18 protein-coding genes and 1 pseudogene are annotated in these 21,445 nt (G+C 61.6%); 6 read left to right on the forward strand and 13 right to left on the reverse strand.

Annotated elements, in window-relative coordinates:
• Positions 1–332: 332 nt before the first annotated feature.
• Positions 333–2,903, reverse strand: a complete 2,571-nt coding sequence (locus J3364_RS17515; RefSeq protein ID WP_349559524.1) for a GcvT family protein — start codon at positions 2,901–2,903, stop codon at positions 333–335.
• A gap of 255 nt (positions 2,904–3,158) precedes the next feature.
• Between J3364_RS17515 and J3364_RS17520 the strand changes: the two genes are divergently transcribed.
• On the forward strand, positions 3,159–3,683 hold the full coding sequence (locus J3364_RS17520; RefSeq protein WP_349559525.1) for a cytochrome b: 525 nt from the start codon (positions 3,159–3,161) through the stop codon (positions 3,681–3,683).
• A gap of 98 nt (positions 3,684–3,781) precedes the next feature.
• Here J3364_RS17520 and J3364_RS17525 read toward each other — a convergent pair whose 3' ends face one another.
• A complete protein-coding gene (locus J3364_RS17525) occupies positions 3,782–4,525 on the reverse strand; it encodes a Crp/Fnr family transcriptional regulator (protein ID WP_203142465.1) in 744 nt (247 codons plus the stop codon).
• A 120-nt stretch (positions 4,526–4,645) separates the two neighbouring features.
• Between J3364_RS17525 and J3364_RS17530 the strand changes: the two genes are divergently transcribed.
• Positions 4,646–5,518 (forward strand): LysR family transcriptional regulator, encoded by an 873-nt coding sequence (locus tag J3364_RS17530; protein WP_203142464.1) that lies wholly within the window; start codon positions 4,646–4,648, stop codon positions 5,516–5,518.
• A 204-nt stretch (positions 5,519–5,722) separates the two neighbouring features.
• Complete coding sequence (gene lipA / locus J3364_RS17535; protein WP_349559526.1) at positions 5,723–6,766, forward strand: lipoyl synthase; 1,044 nt, start codon at positions 5,723–5,725, stop codon at positions 6,764–6,766.
• Positions 6,767–6,826: 60 nt separating this feature from the next.
• Here the strand turns inward: lipA and J3364_RS17540 are convergent, their stop codons facing one another.
• Both J3364_RS17540 and J3364_RS17550 read right to left on the reverse strand, forming a co-directional pair.
• On the reverse strand, positions 6,827–7,681 hold the full coding sequence (locus J3364_RS17540; RefSeq protein WP_349559527.1) for a fructosamine kinase family protein: 855 nt from the start codon (positions 7,679–7,681) through the stop codon (positions 6,827–6,829).
• Between the two features lie 32 nt (positions 7,682–7,713).
• Positions 7,714–9,437 (reverse strand): annotated as a pseudogene (locus tag J3364_RS17550) (sensor domain-containing diguanylate cyclase).
• Positions 9,438–9,602: 165 nt separating this feature from the next.
• Between J3364_RS17550 and fabB the strand changes: the two are divergent.
• Together fabB and fnr are read left to right on the forward strand one after the other, a co-directional pair.
• Positions 9,603–10,817 carry a beta-ketoacyl-ACP synthase I gene (fabB, locus tag J3364_RS17555; RefSeq protein ID WP_349559530.1) on the forward strand — a complete coding sequence of 405 codons (1,215 nt, stop codon included), beginning with the start codon at positions 9,603–9,605 and terminating at the stop codon, positions 10,815–10,817.
• Positions 10,818–10,955: 138 nt separating this feature from the next.
• On the forward strand, positions 10,956–11,702 hold the full coding sequence (gene fnr, locus J3364_RS17560; RefSeq protein WP_349559531.1) for a fumarate/nitrate reduction transcriptional regulator Fnr: 747 nt from the start codon (positions 10,956–10,958) through the stop codon (positions 11,700–11,702).
• Between the two features lie 21 nt (positions 11,703–11,723).
• Here the strand turns inward: fnr and J3364_RS17565 are convergent, their stop codons facing one another.
• Positions 11,724–12,587 (reverse strand): sugar nucleotide-binding protein, encoded by an 864-nt coding sequence (locus J3364_RS17565; protein ID WP_349559532.1) that lies wholly within the window; start codon positions 12,585–12,587, stop codon positions 11,724–11,726.
• A gap of 262 nt (positions 12,588–12,849) precedes the next feature.
• On the opposite strand from J3364_RS17565, the gene J3364_RS17570 reads away from it, so the two are divergent.
• Complete coding sequence (locus J3364_RS17570; RefSeq protein WP_123635776.1) at positions 12,850–13,209, forward strand: hypothetical protein; 360 nt, start codon at positions 12,850–12,852, stop codon at positions 13,207–13,209.
• 18 nt (positions 13,210–13,227) lie between these two features.
• Here J3364_RS17570 and alr read toward each other — a convergent pair whose 3' ends face one another.
• The 8 genes from alr to rnr all read right to left on the reverse strand — a co-directional run bounded on the left by alr (position 13,228) and on the right by rnr (position 21,416).
• Positions 13,228–14,319, reverse strand: a complete 1,092-nt coding sequence (alr, locus tag J3364_RS17575; RefSeq protein ID WP_349559534.1) for an alanine racemase — start codon at positions 14,317–14,319, stop codon at positions 13,228–13,230.
• Positions 14,319–15,716, reverse strand: a complete 1,398-nt coding sequence (dnaB, locus tag J3364_RS17580; protein WP_203142458.1) for a replicative DNA helicase — start codon at positions 15,714–15,716, stop codon at positions 14,319–14,321. The genes alr and dnaB overlap by 1 nt, the downstream gene beginning before the upstream one ends.
• A 219-nt stretch (positions 15,717–15,935) precedes the next feature.
• On the reverse strand, positions 15,936–16,382 hold the full coding sequence (gene rplI, locus J3364_RS17585; protein WP_203142457.1) for a 50S ribosomal protein L9: 447 nt from the start codon (positions 16,380–16,382) through the stop codon (positions 15,936–15,938).
• A 20-nt stretch (positions 16,383–16,402) separates the two neighbouring features.
• The gene (locus tag J3364_RS17590) at positions 16,403–17,269 is read right to left on the reverse strand and encodes a hypothetical protein (RefSeq protein ID WP_349559535.1); all 867 of its coding nucleotides are present in this window, start codon (positions 17,267–17,269) and stop codon (positions 16,403–16,405) included.
• 21 nt (positions 17,270–17,290) lie between these two features.
• Complete coding sequence (gene rpsR, locus J3364_RS17595; protein WP_123635781.1) at positions 17,291–17,521, reverse strand: 30S ribosomal protein S18; 231 nt, start codon at positions 17,519–17,521, stop codon at positions 17,291–17,293.
• A 29-nt stretch (positions 17,522–17,550) separates the two neighbouring features.
• A complete protein-coding gene (gene rpsF, locus J3364_RS17600) occupies positions 17,551–17,964 on the reverse strand; it encodes a 30S ribosomal protein S6 (protein ID WP_123635782.1) in 414 nt (137 codons plus the stop codon).
• Between the two features lie 185 nt (positions 17,965–18,149).
• Positions 18,150–18,884 (reverse strand): 23S rRNA (guanosine(2251)-2'-O)-methyltransferase RlmB, encoded by a 735-nt coding sequence (gene rlmB / locus J3364_RS17605; protein WP_349559536.1) that lies wholly within the window; start codon positions 18,882–18,884, stop codon positions 18,150–18,152.
• A complete protein-coding gene (rnr, locus tag J3364_RS17610) occupies positions 18,885–21,416 on the reverse strand; it encodes a ribonuclease R (RefSeq protein WP_349559537.1) in 2,532 nt (843 codons plus the stop codon). It lies immediately after the preceding gene.
• Positions 21,417–21,445: the final 29 nt, after the last annotated feature.

The raw sequence follows: 21,445 nt of genomic DNA on the forward strand, positions 1-21,445 counted from the left end.
CCTGAGGACGCTGTGGTCCTTGCTAGACCTCTTTCTCGACAATAAGCCTCACACGAATCAGGCGCAATGACTTATCGACCAACGGCTTTCCGGTAGACTCCGGGGCCAGTTTATGACGGCACTGTTTTGGGGCATGGTCCAGATGCGACAGAATTCGCGCCGCACCTGTTCGTCTGCGACATCCTGAATAGATCCCGCTGGGGTTCGAACGGCGTCATGGGCCGGGTGAGCGGGACCGTCTGGGGCCATGGATGGCCCCAGTCGAGCGTACAGGGACGTATTTACAGCGTGTCCCGGTCAGCCGGCCCATGACGACGCCCCGAGTGACCGTCTCAGGACCGCATCCTTTCATTGTCCGGATCATAAAGCGCCCGATAACCCACCGACTCAATCCGGATTCGGTATCTTTCACCGAAGTATTCCAGCAGAAGCTCCCGGCCTTCCTGAGCGTATTCGCGGGGGATGTAGCCCAGCAGGATCATCTCGCCGACCGATGGCCCGAAGGCGGCACTGGTGTTGTAGGAGCGCCGCCCCTCGCTGTCCACCAGCACTTCGCCGGTTTCCGGATCGAGGATCGGCCATTGCCCCACCGGATAGCGAGCCACGCCTTTGGCGTCCCGGTTCTCCAGCATCGTAAGGGTACACAGATAAGCGGATTGGGCCGGTCGTTCGCGCTGCTCCAGGTAGGCCGCCTTGCCGTGGAAGTCCGCTTCCTTGACCTTCTTGCGGGCCAGGTCCGCTTCATAAAGGTTGTATTCGGTTTCCAGGTCCACGTTCTGCAGGCGCAGGCTGTTTTCCAGACGCCGGGTATTGGCATAGGTTTCGATACCGACCGGCGTTACTCCGGCTTCGAACAACAGATCCCACAATCCCAGGCCGTAGCTGAACGGTACGTAGAGTTCCCAGCCCTGCTCGCCCACATAGGAAATACGGAACGCCCAGACCGGAATGCCCTGCACCCAGATCTCCCTGGCTGTGGCGAACGGGAAACGGTCGTTGGACAGCTCGTCCGGATCATCCAGGAATTGGGCCAGCGTCTCCCGCGCCTTCGGCCCCCAAAGGCCCAGGGTGGCCAGGGAATCGGTGCGGTCGTCCAGCCGGTAGCGGGTCAGGTCCCGCTCTTCCGCCATGCGTCGGATCCAGACCCGATCCCGGTGGCCGGTATCGCCGCCGCAGATCACCCGATACGCATCCTCGGCCAGTCGGATAATGGTCAGGTCGGAATGAATCCCCCCTTGGCCATCCAGGAAGTGGGTATAAACGCCCTTGCCGACCGGCGTGGTGCCGCCCACCCTGGCGACCGACAAATATTCCATAAGCGCCTCGGCGTCCTGGCCGGAGACGTCGTAGATGGCGAAATGGGACAGGTTGATCATGCCCACGTTCTCGCTCATCTCCAGCTGCTCGGCGTTGGACACGTCCCAGAAATGCCGGCCGTCCCACTCGTTCTCCCGCACCGGAATCCGGTCCCGGTACCTGGCCAGCAATGTGGCCTCGTTAGACTGGTAACCGTGGGCCCGCTCCCAACCGGCCGCTTCCATGAAGTAGCCACCCAGTGCGACTTCCCGTAGATAGAACGGACTCGTTCGCAACTGCCGGCCGCTTTCGTAGGGTTCGCGTGGGTGGACGGCCGGCGTATAGATCTTCTTCGCCACTTCATAGCAGCGGCCGTAGACGTAGCGGGAGGTTTTCTGGGCCGGATAGAAGCGGGCGATGTCCACGCTGTGCGGATCCATTTCCGGGCGGCCGGTGGTCATCCAGTCCGCCAGCAGCTTGCCGGCACCGGGACCATCCTTGACCCAGATGGCCTCGCAGAACCAGAGATTCCGCACTTCCGGTGTTTCGCCAATCATCGAGCCGCCATCAGGTGTCACCGAGAGCAAGCCATTAAAGGAGCGCTTCTCTTCCCAGCCCAGTTCACCGAGGATCGGCGTCATCTCGATCGCCTTCTCATAAGCGTGCATCACCTGCTCCAGTGACAGGTCGCGCATGGAGGGCGACAGCCGCGCCTCGCCCGGCTCGGCGATGTCCCAGGCGTAGACCAGCCGTGGGTTTTCATGCTCGTAGTAGCCCCACTCCATGTGCCCGCCTTCAGTGGTGGACGGATCGCCGGTGTCGCGCACGTAGGCGGAGTTGCCCTGGTCGCGGAACAGCGGCCAGACCAGCTCCTGCCCCGTACCCTTGAGTGCTTCATAGGGTCCGAAGAACAGCAGGGGATGCTCCACCGGCATCAACGGCAGCGGTGCCCCGGCGGTGCGGGCCATCAACGGGCCCCAGATCCCGATGGTCAGCACGACGTACTTGGTCTTGATGTACCCCCGGTCGGTTTCCACTCCCTGGACGATGCCGTCCTTGACATCGATGCGCCGCGCCGGCGTATTGGCAAACGCCTGCAGATGGCCGCTGGCCACCGCCTCGTCCACCAGATCCCCCGCCACGGTCTGCGAGCGTGGCACCACCAACCCCGCATCCGGGTCCCACAGGGCGCCCTGAATTTTGGTGTCGTCCACCAGGGGGAACAACTCCTTGGCCTGGGCCGGCGTGATCATGCTGACGTTGGTGCCAAAGGCGCGACCCGAGCCCACCTTGCGGATCAGCTCCGCCATGCGCTCGTCGTCATCAATGTGCGCGACTTCCATACCGCCCTTTTTCAGGTAATTACCGCGCTTGGCGTAAAACGCCTGGCTGTATTTCGTGGTGTAGACGTTGAGCTTATCGTGAGAGGTGGTGAAACAGAAATCGGAAGCGTGGGAGGTGGACCCGATGTCCGTCGGGATGGCGGATTTCTCCAGGCCGACGATGTTGGTCCAGCCCTGCTCGATCAGGTGATGGGCCACCGAGGCACCGACGATGCCACCCTGCCCGATGATAACAACATCTGCACTTTCCGGAAGTTTTGCCATGCTCTTCCCCCGCTGCTGGGGCCTGACGGCCACTGAAGGATGAATCAGGCTGCATTCCGGGCTACCCTGAGAAACCAGCCTGCATTCAATCTGAATCCGAATCCCTGTGGCTGCCTAATCGGATACGACACACAGTTGTCCAAAAGCGGCATTGGCGCCAGAAGGACCACTTTTCCGGTCGCCGCCGGCCAACGAGCTACCAGCAGCAAGTGGCTGGGCGTTGCGGCCAACGGCCACGATCAGAGGGTACAAGCGATGAGAGACAACACGGAGCGTTACGGGCAGGTCAGCCGTTTTTTGCACTGGGGAATGGCGCTGCTGATTTTCTGGCAGTTCCTGAGTGCGATAGCCCACGCCCTGATCAAGGACACCCCGTTGGAGTCGTTCCTGTGGGGAACCCATAAGCCGATGGGACTGCTACTGCTGGTATTGGTGGTGATCCGGGCCCTTTGGGCGCTGTCCAATTTGGCCAACAGGCCGGCAGGCATCAACAAGCTGGCGAAACTCGGTCACCTGGGGATCTACCTGCTACTGCTGATCATTCCCTCCCTCGCACTGCTGCGCCAGTATGGCTCCGGCAAGCCATTCGAGCCTTTCGGCCTTCCCCTGTTTCCAGGTTTTGAAGGGGATGAAATCGGCTGGATGACCACACCGGCCAATCTGCTTCACAGCTGGCTGGGCTGGCTGTTGCTGCTGACCATCATTGGCCATATTGCATTTGTTATCCATCACCGGCGCCGAGCGGACAAAACCGATGTCCTGCCTCGCATGTGGGGCTGACCACTTTCTGACATATTGCCGGTAAAGCCATCCGGGATCGCGAAGGGCTGCGATCCCGAACAGGGTACGGCGCGCCGGGAGACCCGGTCGGCGACGTCTCAGACGCGGCGGCTGCGTCCGTTCTTCAGGCGGGAGTAGGTGGCGGTGGCCACACCCAGCCAGGCGGCCAGCTGGTAATCCGGCACCCGCTCGACCAGTTCCGGATAGTCGCGCACCATGATCTGGTAGCGCTCTTCGGCACTGAGCGTCTGGCGCTCGAACTCGCGCATGGTGGAGCGCTCGGCCAGCTCTTCCATCAGGGCCAGGGCGAACTGGGCCCAGGCGCCCTCACCGTCCTGCTTGATGCACTCACGGAACGGCAGGAAATCCGCCTCCCAGAGAGTGCACGGGGTGACGGTGGTCAGGCACAGGGTGTTGCGCTCGGAGCGGGTCCGGGCAAATACCGGCCAGATGGCGCTGCCTTCGTCAAAGAAGTGGTGAATGCTGACACGACCGTCCTCGTTCTTGCGATAGAGACGGGCAATGCCGTACTCGACGAGGTAGATCTTTTTCCAGGTGTTATGGCGTTTCTCGAGATTCACTTCCGCCCCGTAGGTGCGGTGCTCGAAAAGAGCGGCCATGTCTTCCAGTAACTGCCGACGCTGACGGGAAAGCCGGTCCGGAATCCCCCAACCCAGAACCCGTGCCAGACTGTTACGCAATGCCCGCAGACGCCCTTCGCCGGGATCCTTGGTGGACCAGCCGTAGGCTTCGGGAAATTCATTGGCAAGGCACGGTGCAGAGGACGGTTGGTTCAGGACGTGCGTGGCAGATGAAGCAAGTACATCATCGTGTTTACCCATTACATAACTCCACCCGAACGTGCGAAATCGTTAGCGCGCTATTATTGCATCGACTTTCACTCACAAAAACTGATTTATATTGCTATTATTGAGCAATATTTCTGATTGAATGCAGGATGTATGGACACCGAACTTGCACGCACGTTCCTGGTCGTGGCTGAAACCGGCAGCTTCGTGAAAGCCGCCGACCGGCTGAACATTTCCCAGACCACCGTCACCGCCCGTATCCGCTCACTGGAAACCCAGTTGGGGCAGGCCCTGTTCGAGCGCGGTCGGCACGGCGCCAGCCTCACCCCCCAGGGGGATCGGTTCATGCCGTCGGCGATGTCGATCCTGCAGGTGTGGGAGCGCGCCCGACACGACGTCAACGTCTCCACCGAGCACGAGCATGTGCTCTCCGTCGGCGGCGAGCTGAGCCTGTGGAATCCGCTGTTGCTGAACTGGCTGGTGTGGATGCGCAAGAACTGCCCGGAGATTGCCGTGCGGGCCGAAGTCGGAGACTCGGCCAGCCTGATCGGCAAGGTGGAGCGTGGGATCCTTGATATCGCCGTCGTGTACTCGCCGCTGTATCACCCTGGCCTGGTGGTGGAGATGCTCGAGGAAGAGCGCCTGATCATGGTGACCACCGATCCGTCGGGCTCGACGGCGGAGAACGAACATTACGTCTACGTGGACTGGGGGCCGGAATTCTCCTCCCACCACGATAAGGCCTTTCCCTCCCTGAAACGCTCCGGCATTTTCGTGGGCATGGGCCCCATGGGGCTGAGCTACATTCTCTCCGCCGGCGGCGCGGGCTACTTCCGGGAGCGGGCCATCCGCGGCTTGCTGGACGAGGGCCGGCTGTTCCGGGTGCCCAATGCGCCGGCATTCCCCTACCCGTCGTATATGGTAACCACCGAGACAGAACACCCCCAGGCCGCCATTGACCGAGGCATGCTCGGCCTTCGCAGGGTCATCCGCGACGGTATGTCCCCTTGGGTGATGCCGGTATAATAACGCCGGATAGCACAGCATTGCCGTCTTGTGTTTTCGGTATTCACCTACCGATCCCATGGGACATTAGCCGTAGATGGCTTGTAAGGATCCCGTGCAATCTTTAACCTTTAACGAGCACGGACCTCGATGCAATACGCCCCGGCGTTTCCGGCCCGTAGCGATGGATTCCCCCTTTTCCAACCGTAGTGAGCAGCATTCCCCATGACTGATGGCGCCAGCAATCGCATTACCAGTGGTTCAAAATACCGCAGCGAGCAAGGATTCTCGGCCATCAAGGACGGCATCAAACGGTCCGGCAACGCGGACACACCGGTCAGCCGCAAACCCAGTTGGCTGCGCGCCCGAATGCCTGGCGGTGAGCGCTTCGACGCCGTGCGCCGCAATGTCGCAGAGCACCGGCTGAGCACCGTCTGCCAGGAATCCCACTGCCCCAACATCGGTGAATGCTGGAACAACGGTACCGCCACCATCATGGTGATGGGGTCGGTCTGCACCCGCGCCTGTAAGTTCTGTGCGGTCGATACCGGCAACCCGAAAGGCTGGCTGGACCAGGAAGAGCCCGAAAACACCGCCAAATCCGTCGAACTGATGGGCCTGCGCTACATCGTGCTGACCTCCGTCGACCGGGACGACCTGGACGACGGCGGCGCCGCCCACTACGCCGCCTGCGTCAGCGCCATCAAGGCCCGCACGCCGGAAGTGGCCGTGGAAGCCCTGACCCCGGACTTCGACGGCGAGCATTCCGCCATCGAAGCGGTTGTGGATTCCGGCCTGGATGTGTTCGCCCAGAACGTCGAGACCGTCGAGCGCCTGACCCACTACGTGCGCGACCCGCGTGCCGGCTATGAGAAAACCCTCAAGGTACTGGAACACGCCAAGAAGCACCGCCCGGACGTCCTCACCAAGACCAGCATCATGCTGGGCCTGGGCGAGACCGACGAGGAAATCCTCCAGACCATGGATGACCTGCGTGCCGTGGGCGTCGATATCCTGACCCTGGGCCAGTACCTGCGCCCCACGCCGAACCACCTGCCGGTTGAACGCTACGTCACGCCGGAAGAGTTCAACCGTTATCGGGAAATCGGCCTTGAGAAAGGCTTTATGGAAGTTCCCTCCGGCCCCATGGTCCGCTCCAGCTATCGCGCCGACCGGGTGTTCGAACAGAACAACCTGGGCCTGGCCATGCCGGCGGTGCCCAAGCCAGAGCAGGACGAAAACCTCATTCCGCTGAAGGCCGTCGAATAACCGGCCTCATGGCACGACCCAAGCCAGCATCACGATGCTGGCTTTTTTGTGTCCGCTCGGTCAGCCGGAGAATCTCGTGAGCACCGATCGTACGGACGACCGGTAGCCGCCGCCAAACAGGTTAAGATGATTGAGCAGGTGGTAGAGATTGTAGAGCGGCACTCGCTCTTCCCAATCCGGCGCCAGATCGGCATTGGCGGCATAAGCGGCGTAAAAGTCTTCGGACTGTCGACCGAACAATGTGGTCATGGCCAGGTCCGCTTCCGCCCAGCCGAAGTGGGCCGCCGGGTCAATCAGGACCGGTTCGCCGCCCGGACCGGCGTGGATGTTGCCGCTCCAGAGATCGCCGTGGATCAGGCTGGGCGGCTGCTCCGGAATCCAGTCGGTCAGGCGGTGGGCAATAGTTTCCACCTGGCGCACATCGGCCGCGGGCAGCAGCCCCTTATCCCGGGCAAGACGGGCCTGGAACAACAGCCGGGCCTCGCCGAAAAAGGCGAAACCGTCCGCGAGGCGCGGATTGGGCTGGGGAGTCAGGCCGCAGTAATTGTCGCAGGGAAAACCGAAGGCACTGTCTGTGACACGGTGCATCTGTGCCAGTTGCTCGCCCAGCTTGCGGCCAAAATCCGGCCCGGGCGGGCCGGACACCCACTCCAGCAAGAGCCCCTGATCCGACACGGCCAGCACCCGGGGAACCCGGATCGCTCCGGTGGCCGACAGGGCTCGCAGGCCCTCCGCTTCGGCCTCGAAGAAGCCGGCCGGAGGCGCCCGATGAACCTTGAGAAAGACCGTCTCACCGTTCTCAAGCACGACACGAAACGCGTCGTTGATACTGCCGCCGCCCATGCCAGGGCGCTCATTCGCCGACGGCAGGCCGGCCTGGGTCAGCAGAGAGTTGAGGATCGAATCCGTCGACATGGGGCACTCCTTTCGGCGTGTCTGTACGGTGGTTACCGGTGCTTGCCCCGATACAGCCGGCAGCGGTTGCGCCCTTCCCGCTTGGCCTCATACAGGGCCCGGTCGGCGTCCCGGATCATTTGCTGCGGCGACAACTGAATGTCGGCCGCGAAGATCGGCGCAATCCCGGCCGTCAATGTGTGGGTGATGGCGCTCCCCTCATACTCCGTCGGGTGTTCCGCGAAGTCCAGCCGGATCCGGTCGGCGATGGATAGGGCCACATCTTCCGAGGGCACCTGCATTAGCAGGACAAATTCCTCCCCACCATACCGGATACAAACGTCGGCCGGCAGGTGCGCGTCAGCATGTTCGCCAGATCCACCAGCACGTGATCCCCGGCTTCGTGGCCATAGGTGTCGTTGATGACCTTGAAGTGATCCAGGTCGATCAGGACCAGGAACACCGGCAGGCTGGTCTGCTCGAATCGTTCACGAAAGGTCTCATAGGCGATGTTCAATCCACGCCGGTTATTGAGTCCGGTCAGCGGATCCTGGTGCGCCATGCGCAGGGCCAGGCGGCGGTCGCGGTCCCAGCCCATAAGCCGTTCGCCCAGGGCCACCAGCAGCAGCAAGGCTTCCAGCACGCCGGCGGCCTGGGCAAACCCCAGCGACTCCATGCCCCAATGCAGCCAGGGCGTGCCGGCACTGACCACGCTCAGGGCCAGACCGATGCCGTAAATCACCCAGGCAATGGCGTACCAGCGCGCGTAGTGCTGGCCCTGGCGAAAGGCCCAGAACCCCAACGGCGCCAGCAGGATCAACGAGATCAAGCCGATGAATGACAGTACCAGCACCGGTTCATAGAGGCCGGCAAATCGCATCAGAATGCCCAGCACCATGACCGCCTGGATGCCCCTGATCGTCCGGTCGATGCCCGGAAAGCGCTGCCGGGTCCGCAGGAAGCTGCGGGAAAACTGGAAGGCACTGGCCGCCATCAACAAATAGAGAATGTGGAAGCCTTCGTTGTGCCAGAACACCGATTGCGGCCAGAGGAACTGGAAGGCGAATCCGTTGAGCAGCGCCCACATCAGGGTACTGGCCACCAGGAACACGGCATATTGGAAGAACAACCACTGACGCAGCAGCCAGGCCCCGATCAGTGAAATGAACACCAGCACCAGCATGGCGCCGTAATACATCCCGTAAATGGCATACGACTGCCGCGATTGCGCCGCAAACCGGTCGGCCTCATCGAGTTTGATGTTCAGACTGACACTGTCCGGTTTTTCATAGGCCAGACGCAGGTGAAGCGTTGTGAACCCGCCCGGAGGCGTGACGTGCTGAAACGCCAGCGTGCGGTAGTTCAGGGGGCGGCTGTGGTAGGGCGCGCGGTCGGTGAGCGACAGCGTATGCAGCGGCCCACCGTTATCGACCCAGTAGACCGTCATCAGGTCGAGATAGGAGGTCTCGTGACTCAATACCCAGCGCCGGGCCCGGTCGGCATCGTTTCGCAGTCTCACGCGCACCCAGAAAGCCTGGTCACTGATGCCCTGATTGACGTCCCGGTCGGTGAGCGGCCGGAACCGGTCCAGGGGCAACTGATCCAGCGTGGTGGCCTGAGGGGTGACCAGAAATTCCGCCGGAGAACGAAGGAGCTGGTTACCCAGATGCGAGATATCCAGTACGGGCGCCGGTGGAAGAGCTGCGGACGCAACACGGGCGACGCACAGTAAACCTATAATAACGACGAGAATAAGTGATCTGACGACAACGAACATGCCAGGGTCTGTTTCAATGAGTCGGTGCAAGTCTAGACAAAGTTGAATCTGTAGTCAGTTTTTCCGGGAACACGGTCGCTCGACCAAGGTCACATTCCGTAGGCGGCCAGCCAGGCTCTAGAATGGTAGTCATCATTTTCGACCACGTCACGGATGGAGACTGCAATGAGACGTGTTGTGATCACGGGCATGGGTATCGTGTCGTGCCTGGGAAACAGTATCGAAGCGGTGAATGACAGCCTGAAGACAGGCCGCTCCGGCATTCGCTTCAACGAAACCTATCGGGACCAGGGCTTCCGCAGCCAGGTCTCCGGCTCGGTCGATGTCGACACGTCGGTGATCGACCGCAAGGTACGCCGCTTCATGGGCCAGTCCGCAATGTACAGCTACCTGGCCATGCAGGAGGCGATCGAATCCGCCAAGCTCGACGAGAGCCTGATCTCCAATGACCGCACTGGCCTGATCGCCGGGTCTGGCGGCGCCTCCTGCTCCAGTCAGGTGGAAGCCGTGGACATCATGCGCGAACGCGGCGTGAAGCGCATCGGGCCGTACATGGTGCCGCGCATCATGACCAGCACCGTATCCGCCTGTCTGGCCACGGCCTACAAGATCCGCGGCGTGAACTATTCCATGTCCTCGGCCTGCGCCACCAGCGCCCACTGCATCGGGCACGCCATGGAACAGATCCAGGCCGGCAAACAGGACATCGTCTTTGCCGGCGGCGGCGAAGAGGAAGACTGGACCCTGACCATGTTGTTCGACGCCATGGGTGCCCTCTCCACCAAGTACAACGACACACCGGAGACGGCCTCCCGCCCCTTCGACAGCGGCCGTGACGGCTTCGTCATCGCCGGTGGCGGCGGCATGTTGGTGGTCGAGGAGCTGGAACACGCGAAACAGCGTGGCGCCAACATCATCGCCGAACTGGTCGGCTACGGCGCGACCAGCGACGGCTACGACATGGTCGCGCCGTCCGGCGAAGGGGCCCAGCGTTGTATGCATCAGGCTATGTCCACGGTCGACGGCAAGATCGACTACATCAATGCACACGGCACCAGCACGCCCGTGGGCGATGTGGCCGAGATGGGCGCGGTTCGCAAGACGTTTGGCGAGCATATTCCGGCCATTTCCTCGACCAAGTCGCTGTCCGGCCATTCCCTGGGTGCGGCCGGTGTCCACGAAGCGATTTATTCGCTGCTGATGCTGCAGAACGGTTACATCGCCGGGACCAAAAACTACCATTCACCGGATGCGGAAATTGCGCATATGCCGATCGTTGGCCCTGAGGCAAAGTCAGCTCATCTGGACCGCGTTATGTCGAACAGCTTTGGCTTCGGTGGCACCAACGCCTCGCTGGTCTTCCAGCGTTTCAACGGCTGAACTGACAACAAGCAGGCCGCCCTCTCTCGGAAAGGGCGGACCTTTCCCTGAAAGACGCACACCGGAATATTTGGCAAATAGAGCTTGTCGCCTTTAAGGTGGGTTATTGTGGAAATGGAACGGGGAAAGGTCATTCAAATGGGCGAACGTATCTCCACTTTGCGCGCCTCCGCGCTGAAAACGAGCTGCCAGGAATGCAGTCTCAGCAATCTCTGTCTTCCCCTGGCCGTCAGCGAAAACGAGATCGAGCGTCTTGAGGATGTGGTGCAGCAGGGCCGGACCATCGATCGCGGCAAGCATGTGTTCCGCCAGAAGGATCCGTTCAAGGCCTGTTACGCCGTTCGCAGTGGCGCGGTCAAAACCTACATCATCGCCGATTCCGGCGAAGAGCAGATCACCGGCTTTTACCTGCCGGGCGAGATCATCGGCCTGGACAGCATGGGCCCGGAAGGGTATTCCTGCTCTGCCAAGGCGCTGGAGCGCAGCAGTTTCTGCGAGATCCCGTTCAACCGCCTGGAAGAGCTGGCCACCCGGATTCCCTCGCTACAGCACCACTTCTTTCAGCTGATGAGCCAGGAAATCAAGAACAGCCATAATCTGTCGCTGCTTCTGAGCAAGAACTCGGCGGAGGAACGGATTGCCACATTGCTGTTGTCCCTGTCCTCCCGCTTCAGCCGGCGCCGACTCTCGGCGACCAATCTGATACTGCCCATGCCCCGTCATGACATCGCCAATTATCTGGGGCTGGCGGTGGAAACGGTCAGTCGCGTCATGACCCGCTTCCAGCGTCAGGGGCTGATCGACTCCCACGGTCGCGAGGTCACGCTGCAGGATATTGACGGCCTGCAGGCGGTGGCGCACGGCGGTTGCCAGAAAGGCGACTGACCCCACCGCAACGTCGCTGGCTCAGTGGGTTTCCGGTTGGGCCGTCCCGGCAATCAGGGCGGCCTCCTCCTTGAGACGGGTGCGCCAGGGCTGCTGTTTGACACCGAAGGTGTTGCGGATCTTGATGCAGCCCAGCGTGGTGTTCTCCGGCTCCAGCTTGGCCCAGGCCGGCACCTTGTCCACCACGTGCACTTCCGACAGTTCCGGCAGCGCATTGACGATCTCCAGCCCCAGTTCGTACTGGCTGATTTCCTCGGCGCCGGCATATTGGTAGGTCCCCCACACTTCCGCCCCGCAATCGATCTGCAACACCAGCGCCCGGATGACCCGCGCCAGGTCCTTCAGGGCAACCGGCTGGCCTCGATGACGGCTCGATAACTCCAACTGAGTCGCCCCCTCGGCAGAAGCGGTGATCTTGCGGATGAAGCGATCCAGACTCCAGCCAGTACGCAAGATCAGGTGCCGGGGCAACAGCGTGCGCAGCGCCTGCTCACACTCCCACTGCCAGTTGCCGAGCTGACTGAACGGCTGCCCCGGGTTGGAGGTGATGTAGGCGCTCTGTTTGCGGCCGTCGAACACATAGCAGGTGGACAGCTGGATCAGGGCGATGTCGTGGGCACGGGCGTGCTCGGCCAGCGCCATGGGAATGGAGAAGGTCCACTCGCGAATCGCCTCCGGATCGCACTCAGCGGCCTCGGGATCGTTGTGCCAGAGGGTATTGACGATCAGGTCCGTCTCTTCGGGAATCCAGTCTTCCAGCGCAGCGGGATCCACCCCGTCCGGGCTGCGGATCAACAGCGGCCGGATCGCCAGCGACGTTCCGCGCAGCGTCTCCAGCACCAGGCGTCCCAGGGGACCGTAATCGTGTACAACCAGAACATTCACGCGAGTCAATCAACTCCAGATCAGTCAGCAAGTGGACGGTTTTGGGCATTCCGAATGCGGCAGCATGCCACCGCAGCGCCGGCAGACTCAATCCCCGCTGGCACGAGTGACAGTGGGTGCCGAGGGCTCCAGCCAATGGCCCCGGATCAGACCCGAATAGAATAAGGCATCGACGCTGATTCCGCATCCGTCTCGACATCGACAGAGCCGGCTATCGGATCCGCGCGGCTATCGAATCCGATCCATCGACACAGGGAAACGCATGCTCAAACAACAAAGCCACATCGTCGCCCCCATTCCGGACGCTCTCCGTAACAAGGCCCTGCTCACCGTCGAGGAGCTGCGTTCCCGCGGCAAGGCGGACAAGCAGGCCATTGACGAGCTCTACGGCCTGATCATTGAGCTGACCGAAGAGGGACTGGACTTCTTCTTCCTGGAGCCGCTGCGCCGGCTGCGCGCCAGCAGCATGTTGATGGGCATGGCCAAGATGGGCATCGGCAGCATGCTCAAGGGCAGCAAGATGGTGATTCACAAGGTCCTGAAAAAGCTGGACGACAAGAGCCTGGCGTCCATCCTCGATTTTATCGAAGAGATCATCTGCGAGCCTGAGAACGCCGCCTGAGGCAATCCGTGGCGGTGGCTACTGCCCCGAAATCTCATTGTCGTAGACTCGCGGTACCCGTGCCGTGACGCCGGTCAGCAATTCGTAGCCAATGGTGTCGGCACAACGCGCCACTTCATCCACCGGCACGTGGGCACCCCAGAGCTCCACGCTATCCCCCGGTCGGGCATGAGGTGCCGTCGTCAGGTCCACGGCCAGCATGTCCATCGACACCCGCCCCAGCGTACAGGCCCGGGCGCCGGCCACCCAGAGGGGGGTGCCGGTCGGTGCATGACGCGGATAACCGTCGCCATAACCGATGCTGACGATACCCATGGGCGTCGGCCGCTCCGCCCGCCAGGTGGCGCCGTAACCGACGCTTTCTCCCGGCTGCAGGGTGCGAATGGCGGTGATCCGGGATTCCAGCGACATCACCGCCCTCAGCCCGAGCTCTGCGGCGGACTCGACAATCATCGGCGAGGCGCCATAGAGCATGATGCCCGGGCGCGTCCAGTGGAATCGAGGCGAGTCGACGCGAAAATGACCGGCCGAATTGGCCGCGCTGAATTCAAGTTCGGGATAGCGGGACGAGAGTTCGTTGAAAAGACGGTTCTGATGATCCGTCATGGGGTCATTGCGGTCATCGGCACAGGCGTAGTGGGTCACCATGCCTTTGAGGGTGACCCCGGCGATCGCGCGCAATCGCTGCACAACGGCCTCCACAGCGGCGGGCGCAAAACCCAAACGGTTCATGCCGGTGTTGACCTTGAGCCACACCGTGACGGCCTGACCGGCCGACTCCAGCGCCGCCACTTGATGGTCGCTGTGAATCACGGGCTCCAGTTCCAGCTTCGCACAGGCGGTCACATCGGCGTCATCATGGAAGCCCTGGAGCAACACGATGGGCTGACGGATACCCGCCTCACGTAAACGCTCGGCCTCTTCCAGGCAGGCCACAGCGAACCGGTCGGCCTGATCGGACAGCGCCCGGGCCACCGGTTCCAGACCGTGTCCGTATCCATCCGCCTTGACCACCGCCATGGCCTTGGCACTCCCCGACTGGCGTCGGGCCAGTGCATAATTATGCCGAAGAGCCAAAAGATCGATACGCGCCCGGGTGTGCCGTCCCATTAATAATCTCCGCCGTAATCGCCGTGGGCCAGATCCTCGAACTTGGTGTACTTGCCAATGAAGGCCAGTCGGACGGTACCGATCGGACCGTTCCGCTGCTTACCGATGATGATTTCAGCGATGCCCTTGTCGGGGCTGTCCTCGTGGTAGACCTCATCCCGGTAGATGAACATGATGACGTCGGCGTCCTGCTCGATCGCACCGGATTCCCGCAGGTCCGAGTTAACCGGTCGCTTGTTGGGACGCTGCTCCAGACTCCGGTTGAGCTGCGACAGGGCCACCACGGGGCACTGCAGTTCCTTGGCCAGGGCCTTCAGGGAGCGCGAAATTTCGGAAATTTCCGCCGTCCGGCCCTCGGTATTGCCCGGCACCCGCATCAGCTGCAGGTAGTCGACCATGATCAGGCCGATCTCACCGTCATTCTCCCGCGCCACACGGCGCGCCCGGGAACGCATTTCCGTGGGGCTCAGGCCCGGCGTATCGTCGATATACAGCGGTTTGTCCTTGAGCAGACTGACCGCGGACGTCAGCCTCGGCCAGTCTTCCTCTTCCAGCTTGCCGCTCCGCATCCGGGTCTGGTCGATGCGGCCGAGGGAGGACAGCATCCGCATGACGATCGAGTCGGCCGGCATCTCCATACTGAACACCAGGGCCGGCTTGTTGCTGCCCAGCAGGGCGTTTTCCACCACGTTCATGGAGAAGGTGGTCTTACCCATGGAAGGACGACCGGCGATGATGATCAGGTCCGACGGCTGCATCCCCGACGTCCACTCGTCCAGATCCTTGAACCCGGTAGTGATGCCCGTGATCGCATCACCGGATTCAAAAAGCTCCTCGATACGCCCCAGTGCCTTGGTGAGGATCGGGTTAATGGCCTGGGGACCGGAACCCTCCTTGGTCCGGGATTCGGCAATCTGGAAGACGTTGCGCTCAGCCTCGTCGAGGAGTTCATCACTGGTACGCCCCTGCGGATTGAACGCTGATTCCGCGATATTGCCGGACACCTCGATCATCTGACGCAGCACCGAGCGTTCACGGACGATCTGGGCGTAAGCTTTGATATTGGACGCCCCCGGCGTCTTCTCGGCCATTTCCGCCAGGTAGGTCAGGCCACCGGCATCCTCAAGATCCCCGGCCCGGTCGAGAAACTCGCTCAGAGTCACGACGTCCAGCGGTTCCCCTTCCCCGGCAAGACGCTCGATGGCGGCGTAAATCAGGCGATGATCCTGACGGTAGAAGTCGGCGGAGGCGATGACTTCGGAGACGGCATCCCACTTGCTGTTGTCCAGCATCAGACCGCCCAGGACCGCCTGCTCGGCCTCTATGGAATGCGGGGGAACCTTGATACGCGAGGTATCGGAGTCAGGGATGGTCTGCTTTGCGATGGGATTTGCCATGATACCGCTTACTGAATCCAGCAATAATGGAAGTGGAGCGATCTAAGATAACCGCCGATGGAAAGCGCGACAAGCGATCCGCGCTGGTTTTAATTTGCGCCCCAGAGACACAGAAAGGCCCGGCAGACGCGGAGGTCTGCCGGGCCTTCCGGCACGGCCGTGTTCGGGCAATGCGCTCGCCGACCGACCTCCCTCAGGGAAGGCCGGCCCGCTCAGCGATTACTCGGAAACGACAGTGATCTTGACGCTGACTTCGACGTCGGTGTGCAGCTGCAGCTCGATGTCGTACTCGCCGATTGCGCGCAGCGGGCCTTCCGGCATCCGTACTTCGCTCTTCTCGACTTCCGTACCACCGGCTGTCACCGCGTCTGCGATGTCACGCACACCGATAGAACCGAACAGCTTGCCTTCGTCACCCGCTTTGGAGGTGATGGTGAAGGCGGCACCTTCCAGCTTCTCAGCACGGGCCTGGGCAGCTGCCAGACGCTCGGCCGCGGCTTTTTCCAGCTCGGCACGACGTGCTTCGAATTCCTGAACGTTGGATTCAGTCGCCGGAACCGCCTTGCCAAACGGCAGCAGGAAGTTACGACCGTAACCCGCTTTTACTTTGACCTTGTCACCCAGGGAGCCTAGGTTTGCGACTTTCTCGAGCAGAATAACTTCCATCTCGTTAACCTCTTCGTACTTTATTCTGCCGGCTCAGAGGGCTTTAAGCGTCCCCTGAAATCCAGCCAGCTATCCACAAACGCCAATATAAGCAACAACAACATCAGACTCGGGCTTAACAGCACCAGGGCCAGGTAGAACAGCACCAGCCACTGGATACTCATGTTCCGGACGCCGACGATGCCGTGGATCATGGCCAGTCCCGCAAACATCAGCGGAACCGCGGCCGCCCAACTGACCAGGGCGGTGTTCATGCCCAGCAGCGGTGCGCCAAACATGATCGCCACACACAACACGGCGACGGGCCGGCTCAGTCGCAGGGCATGGAACTCGCTCCGGAAACCGCCCGGATTGTAGAGTGCGGCCTGCCAGCTGCGCGCGAGAATCAACACGGCAACCGCCAGCAGTTGGTAGGTCCCTGCCATACTGGCACTCATGACCTGCCGAAACACACTCTCGAGTCGTCCACCCAGCTCACTGGCGACATCCGGGTTGTACTGCTGGTAAAACGCAATCCCGGTATTCACCAGATCCTTGAGCAACTGGGGAAACAGCAGCGGCAGCAACACACCGGTTACCAGCGCCAGACCGCTTCCGGTCAGCAATGCCTTTTCCCAGGAGGTCGTGGTGCGCAACACCACCACCATCAAAAACACCTGGATCAAGACGAACAGAGCGGTCGGATCATTGCCCAACCAGCTCCAGCCCAGAGCCGGCAGCAGCGCCCAGAGTCCGACGTTGAGCCCCTGGGACAGACCCAGTCTCAATGTGACCAGGCCGACTACGGCCGCTCCAATCCAGAAAAGAAAGGGAAGCGCGGTGGCTACCGCCGCTACCCCACTCGCCTGCAGGGGACCGCGCATCGCAAATTGCGCTAATGCACGCATGGTCCCGAGTCCTGTTACCGCTTAATTGTCGTGGCTATCGGTATACGGCAGCAGGGCCAGGTAGCGCGCGCGCTTGATCGCGGTCGCCAGCTGACGCTGGTAGCGTGCCTTGGTACCGGTGATACGGCTGGGCACGATTTTGCCGGTTTCAGTGATATAACCTTTCAGGGTGTCCAGATCCTTGTAATCGATCTCTTTGACACCTTCTGCCGTGAAGCGGCAGAACTTACGACGTCTGAAAAAACGAGCCATGCTTTAACTCCTCAACAACCGGTGATGGATTACTCTTCTTCCTGCGTGCTGGCCGCCGGGCGACGCTCGCTGGACTCCTGGGAACGACGCGGACGGTCATCGCCTGAACGACGCTCTTCACGGTTCTCGGAAGCCTTCATCGGGGACGCATCGGTATCCGCGTCGTCGCGACGAATCACCAGATCACGGATGATTGCATCATTGAAACGGAAGTTGTGAGTCAGCTCGTCGAGCACGTCCTGTGAACATTCAACGTTGAACAGAACGTAGTGAGCCTTGTGGATCTTGTTGATCGGGTATGCCAGGTGACGACGGCCCCAGTCTTCAAGACGGTGTACAGCACCACCGGCTTCGGTGATGGTGTTGGTATAACGCTCGATCATCGCGGGCACCTGCTCGCTCTGATCCGGGTGTACCATGATAACGATTTCGTAGTGACGCATGAGTTCTCCCTACGGATTAAACAGCCTCAGCCAGGATGCCCTGGTAGAAGCAAGGAGCTGGTATCAAATACCAGATTTCAGTCCGGTTTCCCGGTTTTTCTGCCGCTGTCGGCAGACAATAGAAAACCACCCCCAATTTAGGGGGTGGCGTATTTTAGGCAAGCATGGAATTGATTGCAAGGTAATCAGCTGCTGCGCTGACGCACCGCCTCATAAAGACAGACACCCGTCGCCACGGAGACGTTCAGGCTCTCCACCGTGCCGCTCATCGGGATGTTGATAAGGGCATCGCAATGCTCACGGGTCAGGCGCCGCATCCCCTTGCCTTCGGCACCCATCACCAGGGCCACCGGGCCCTTGAAATCGGCCTGATAGAGCGTGGCATCCGCTTCGCCGGCGGTGCCGACGATCCAGACGCCGGCATCCTGAATTGCGCGCATGAAGCGGGCGAGATTGGTCACCCTGACCAGCGGCACGGACTCAGCCGCCCCACAGGCCACTTTACGCACCGTCGGATTGAGCGAGGCGGATTTGTCCTTGGGCACCACTACCGCCTGCACACCGGCGGCATCGGCACTGCGCAGACAGGCTCCGAGATTGTGCGGATCGGTCACCCCGTCGAGAATCAGCAGAAAAGGCGCCGACCAGCCCGACAAGGCGGCCAGCAAATCATCTTCCTGCCATTCGCGGCTGGGCGCGACCGCCGCCACGATGCCCTGGTGGACGCCATCGACCCGACTGTCCAGCTCTCGACGATGGACAATATCCCAACGCACGCCTTGAGCATCGAGCGCGCCGGTGATGGCCTGCGCCCGCTTGTCCTGACGTCCGGTCTGAATCCAGACCTGCTGCAACCGTGCGGGATCGCGTTTGAGAACGGCGTCCACGGCGTGCCAGCCAAAGATAAACTCCTGCGCCACTTATTGACCCTTACCTGACTTCTTCTTTTTGGCGCCACCCGCCGCGGCCCCCTGCTTGGGCTTACCGCTGGATGCCGGCGCCTTGCCGCTCTTCCTGCCTGACGGCTTACCCGACGTCTTCTGGGCTTCGCGGGCCGCCTCCTGGGCAAGCATTTCTTTGGCGCTCAGCGGTTTCCGGCTCTTGCCGCCGGCACTGCGCGACTTGCGGCTGCGCGAGCCCCGCTTGTCATCGAACTTATTGGCACCGCGCTCACCCTTGGCCGGCAGAGCATCGCGGTCCGCCTTACGGCGACGCGGCTCGCTGATCAGCTCCAGATCGATCTTGCGGTCTTCGAGCCCGACGCGCACCACCTGTACCCGCACGGCATCACCCAACCGGAAACTGATGGCGGTACGCTCACCGACCAGGCGGTGCTTGGCCGCATCGTGATGAAAATAGTCACCGCTGAGCGTGGACACGTGAACCAAACCCTCGATATAGACCCCATCCAGCTCTACAAAGAACCCGAACGGCACCACAGAGGCAATCAACCCGTTGTATTCCTCGCCGACGTGCTCCTTGAGGTACTCGCACTTCAGCCAGGCCATGACATCGCGAGTGGCATCGTCCGCACGGCGCTCGGTCATCGAACAATGTTCACCCAACTGAACCATGCGGGCATAGTCATAGGGATATTCCGCCAGCTCATCGTCACGCTGGTCCGGCTTGACGACGGTGTCATCGTTAGTGTCACCGTGGATGACCGACTTGATCGCACGATGCACGATCAGGTCCGGATAACGCCGGATGGGCGAAGTGAAGTGGGCGTAGCTGGCAAAGCCCAGCCCGAAGTGGCCGCTTTCTTCCGGGCTGTAGACCGCCTGACTCAGGCTACGCAGCATGACCATCTGGATCACGCCGGCATCCGGACGATCCCGCACCTGCTCCAGCAGGGCCTGGTAATCCGCGGAGGTCGGCTTTTCGCCGCCGCCCAACTGGAGCCCGAGCTCACCCAGGAACAGGCGCACCGCCGCCAGGCGCTCTTCCGCCGGTCCGTCGTGGACCCGGTAAAGCGCCGGCATCTTGTGCCGCTTCAGGAAGCGGGCCGTGGCCACGTTGGCGCACAGCATGCATTCCTCGACAACCTTGTGGGCGTCGTTGCGCTGGACCGGGACAATTTCCTCGATCTTACGGGACGCGTCGAAAATGACGCGGGTCTCGGTGGTTTCGAAATCAATTGCGCCACGCTCAGTCCGGGCAGCCCGCAGCACCTTGTACAGGGCGTAGAGATCGTCCAGATGCGGCGCCACATGCGCATACTGGGAGCGCAATTTCCTGCCGATGCCGGAACCGGGCCGCTCCAGCATGTCGCTGACTGACGTGTAGGTCAGGCGCGCCTTGGAGTGCATCACGCCCTGGTAGAACGTGTAGCTGCTGATCCGGCCATTGGCGCTGATGGTCATATCACTGACCAGACACAGCCGATCCACTTCCGGGTTCAGGGAGCACAGGCCGTTGGAGAGTTTCTCCGGCAGCATGGGCACCACGTGATCCGGGAAATAGACCGAGTTGCCCCGCTCCAGGGCCTGCTCGTCCAACGGCGATCCGGGACGCACATAATGGGAAACGTCGGCGATGGCGACCACCAGCCGGAACCCGCCCCGCGGACGACGTTCGCAGAAAATGGCGTCGTCGAAGTCGCGTGCGTCCTCGCCGTCGATCGTCACCAGCGGCAGGTCCCGCAGGTCCACCCGATGCGCCTTGTCCGGCTCACTGACGATTTCCGAGATAGCGGCGGCCTGCTCGCCGACCGCCTGGGGCCAGGCGTGCGGAATATCGTAGGAACGGATCGCGACGGCGATCTCCATACCCGGTGCCATATGATCGCCGAGCACCTCGACAACGCGGCCCGTGGGCTTGGTACGCACCGTAGGCTGACGCATCACCTCAACCACCACATACTGGCCGTGACGGGCATCGCCGCAATCGTCTTCGGCCACCATCACGTCCTGGTTGATCCGGGGATTTTCCGGAACCACAAAGGAAATGCCGCTTTCACGGAAGAGACGCCCCACAATCTGCTGACTGCGACGCTCCAGAACTTCGACAATACGCCCTTCCCGGCGCCCGCGATCATCGACCTGATCCACCCGTGCCGCGACACGGTCGCCGTGAATCACCTGCCGCATTTCACGGGCACTGAGGAACAGATCACTGCTGCCGTCGTCCGGCACCAGGAAACCGAAGCCCTCGCGATGCCCCTGAACGCGTCCGGAGATCAGGTCCGCCTCGTCGATCGGCAGATACGCGCCCCGGCGGTTGCAGATCAACTGACCATCGCGACACATGGCGATCAGCCGGCGGCGCAACGCCTCGATGCCTTCCGGTGAGGTCTGCTCGAGTTCGGCACACAGGGTTTCGTGGGTGGCGGGCGCGCCGCGCTCGCGCAGGTGAGCCAGGATGAACTCGCGGCTCTGGATAGGATTTTCGTACTTTTTGGCCTCACGGGTCGCGTGAGGGTCATCACTATTCGCTTTTTTCTTGGATACCATTAAAAAGAATGCCTTAAGCCGGCAGCCCG

The organism is Marinobacter sp. NFXS9, assembly GCF_040148665.1.
GTDB lineage: Bacteria > Pseudomonadota > Gammaproteobacteria > Pseudomonadales > Oleiphilaceae > Marinobacter_A > Marinobacter_A mangrovi.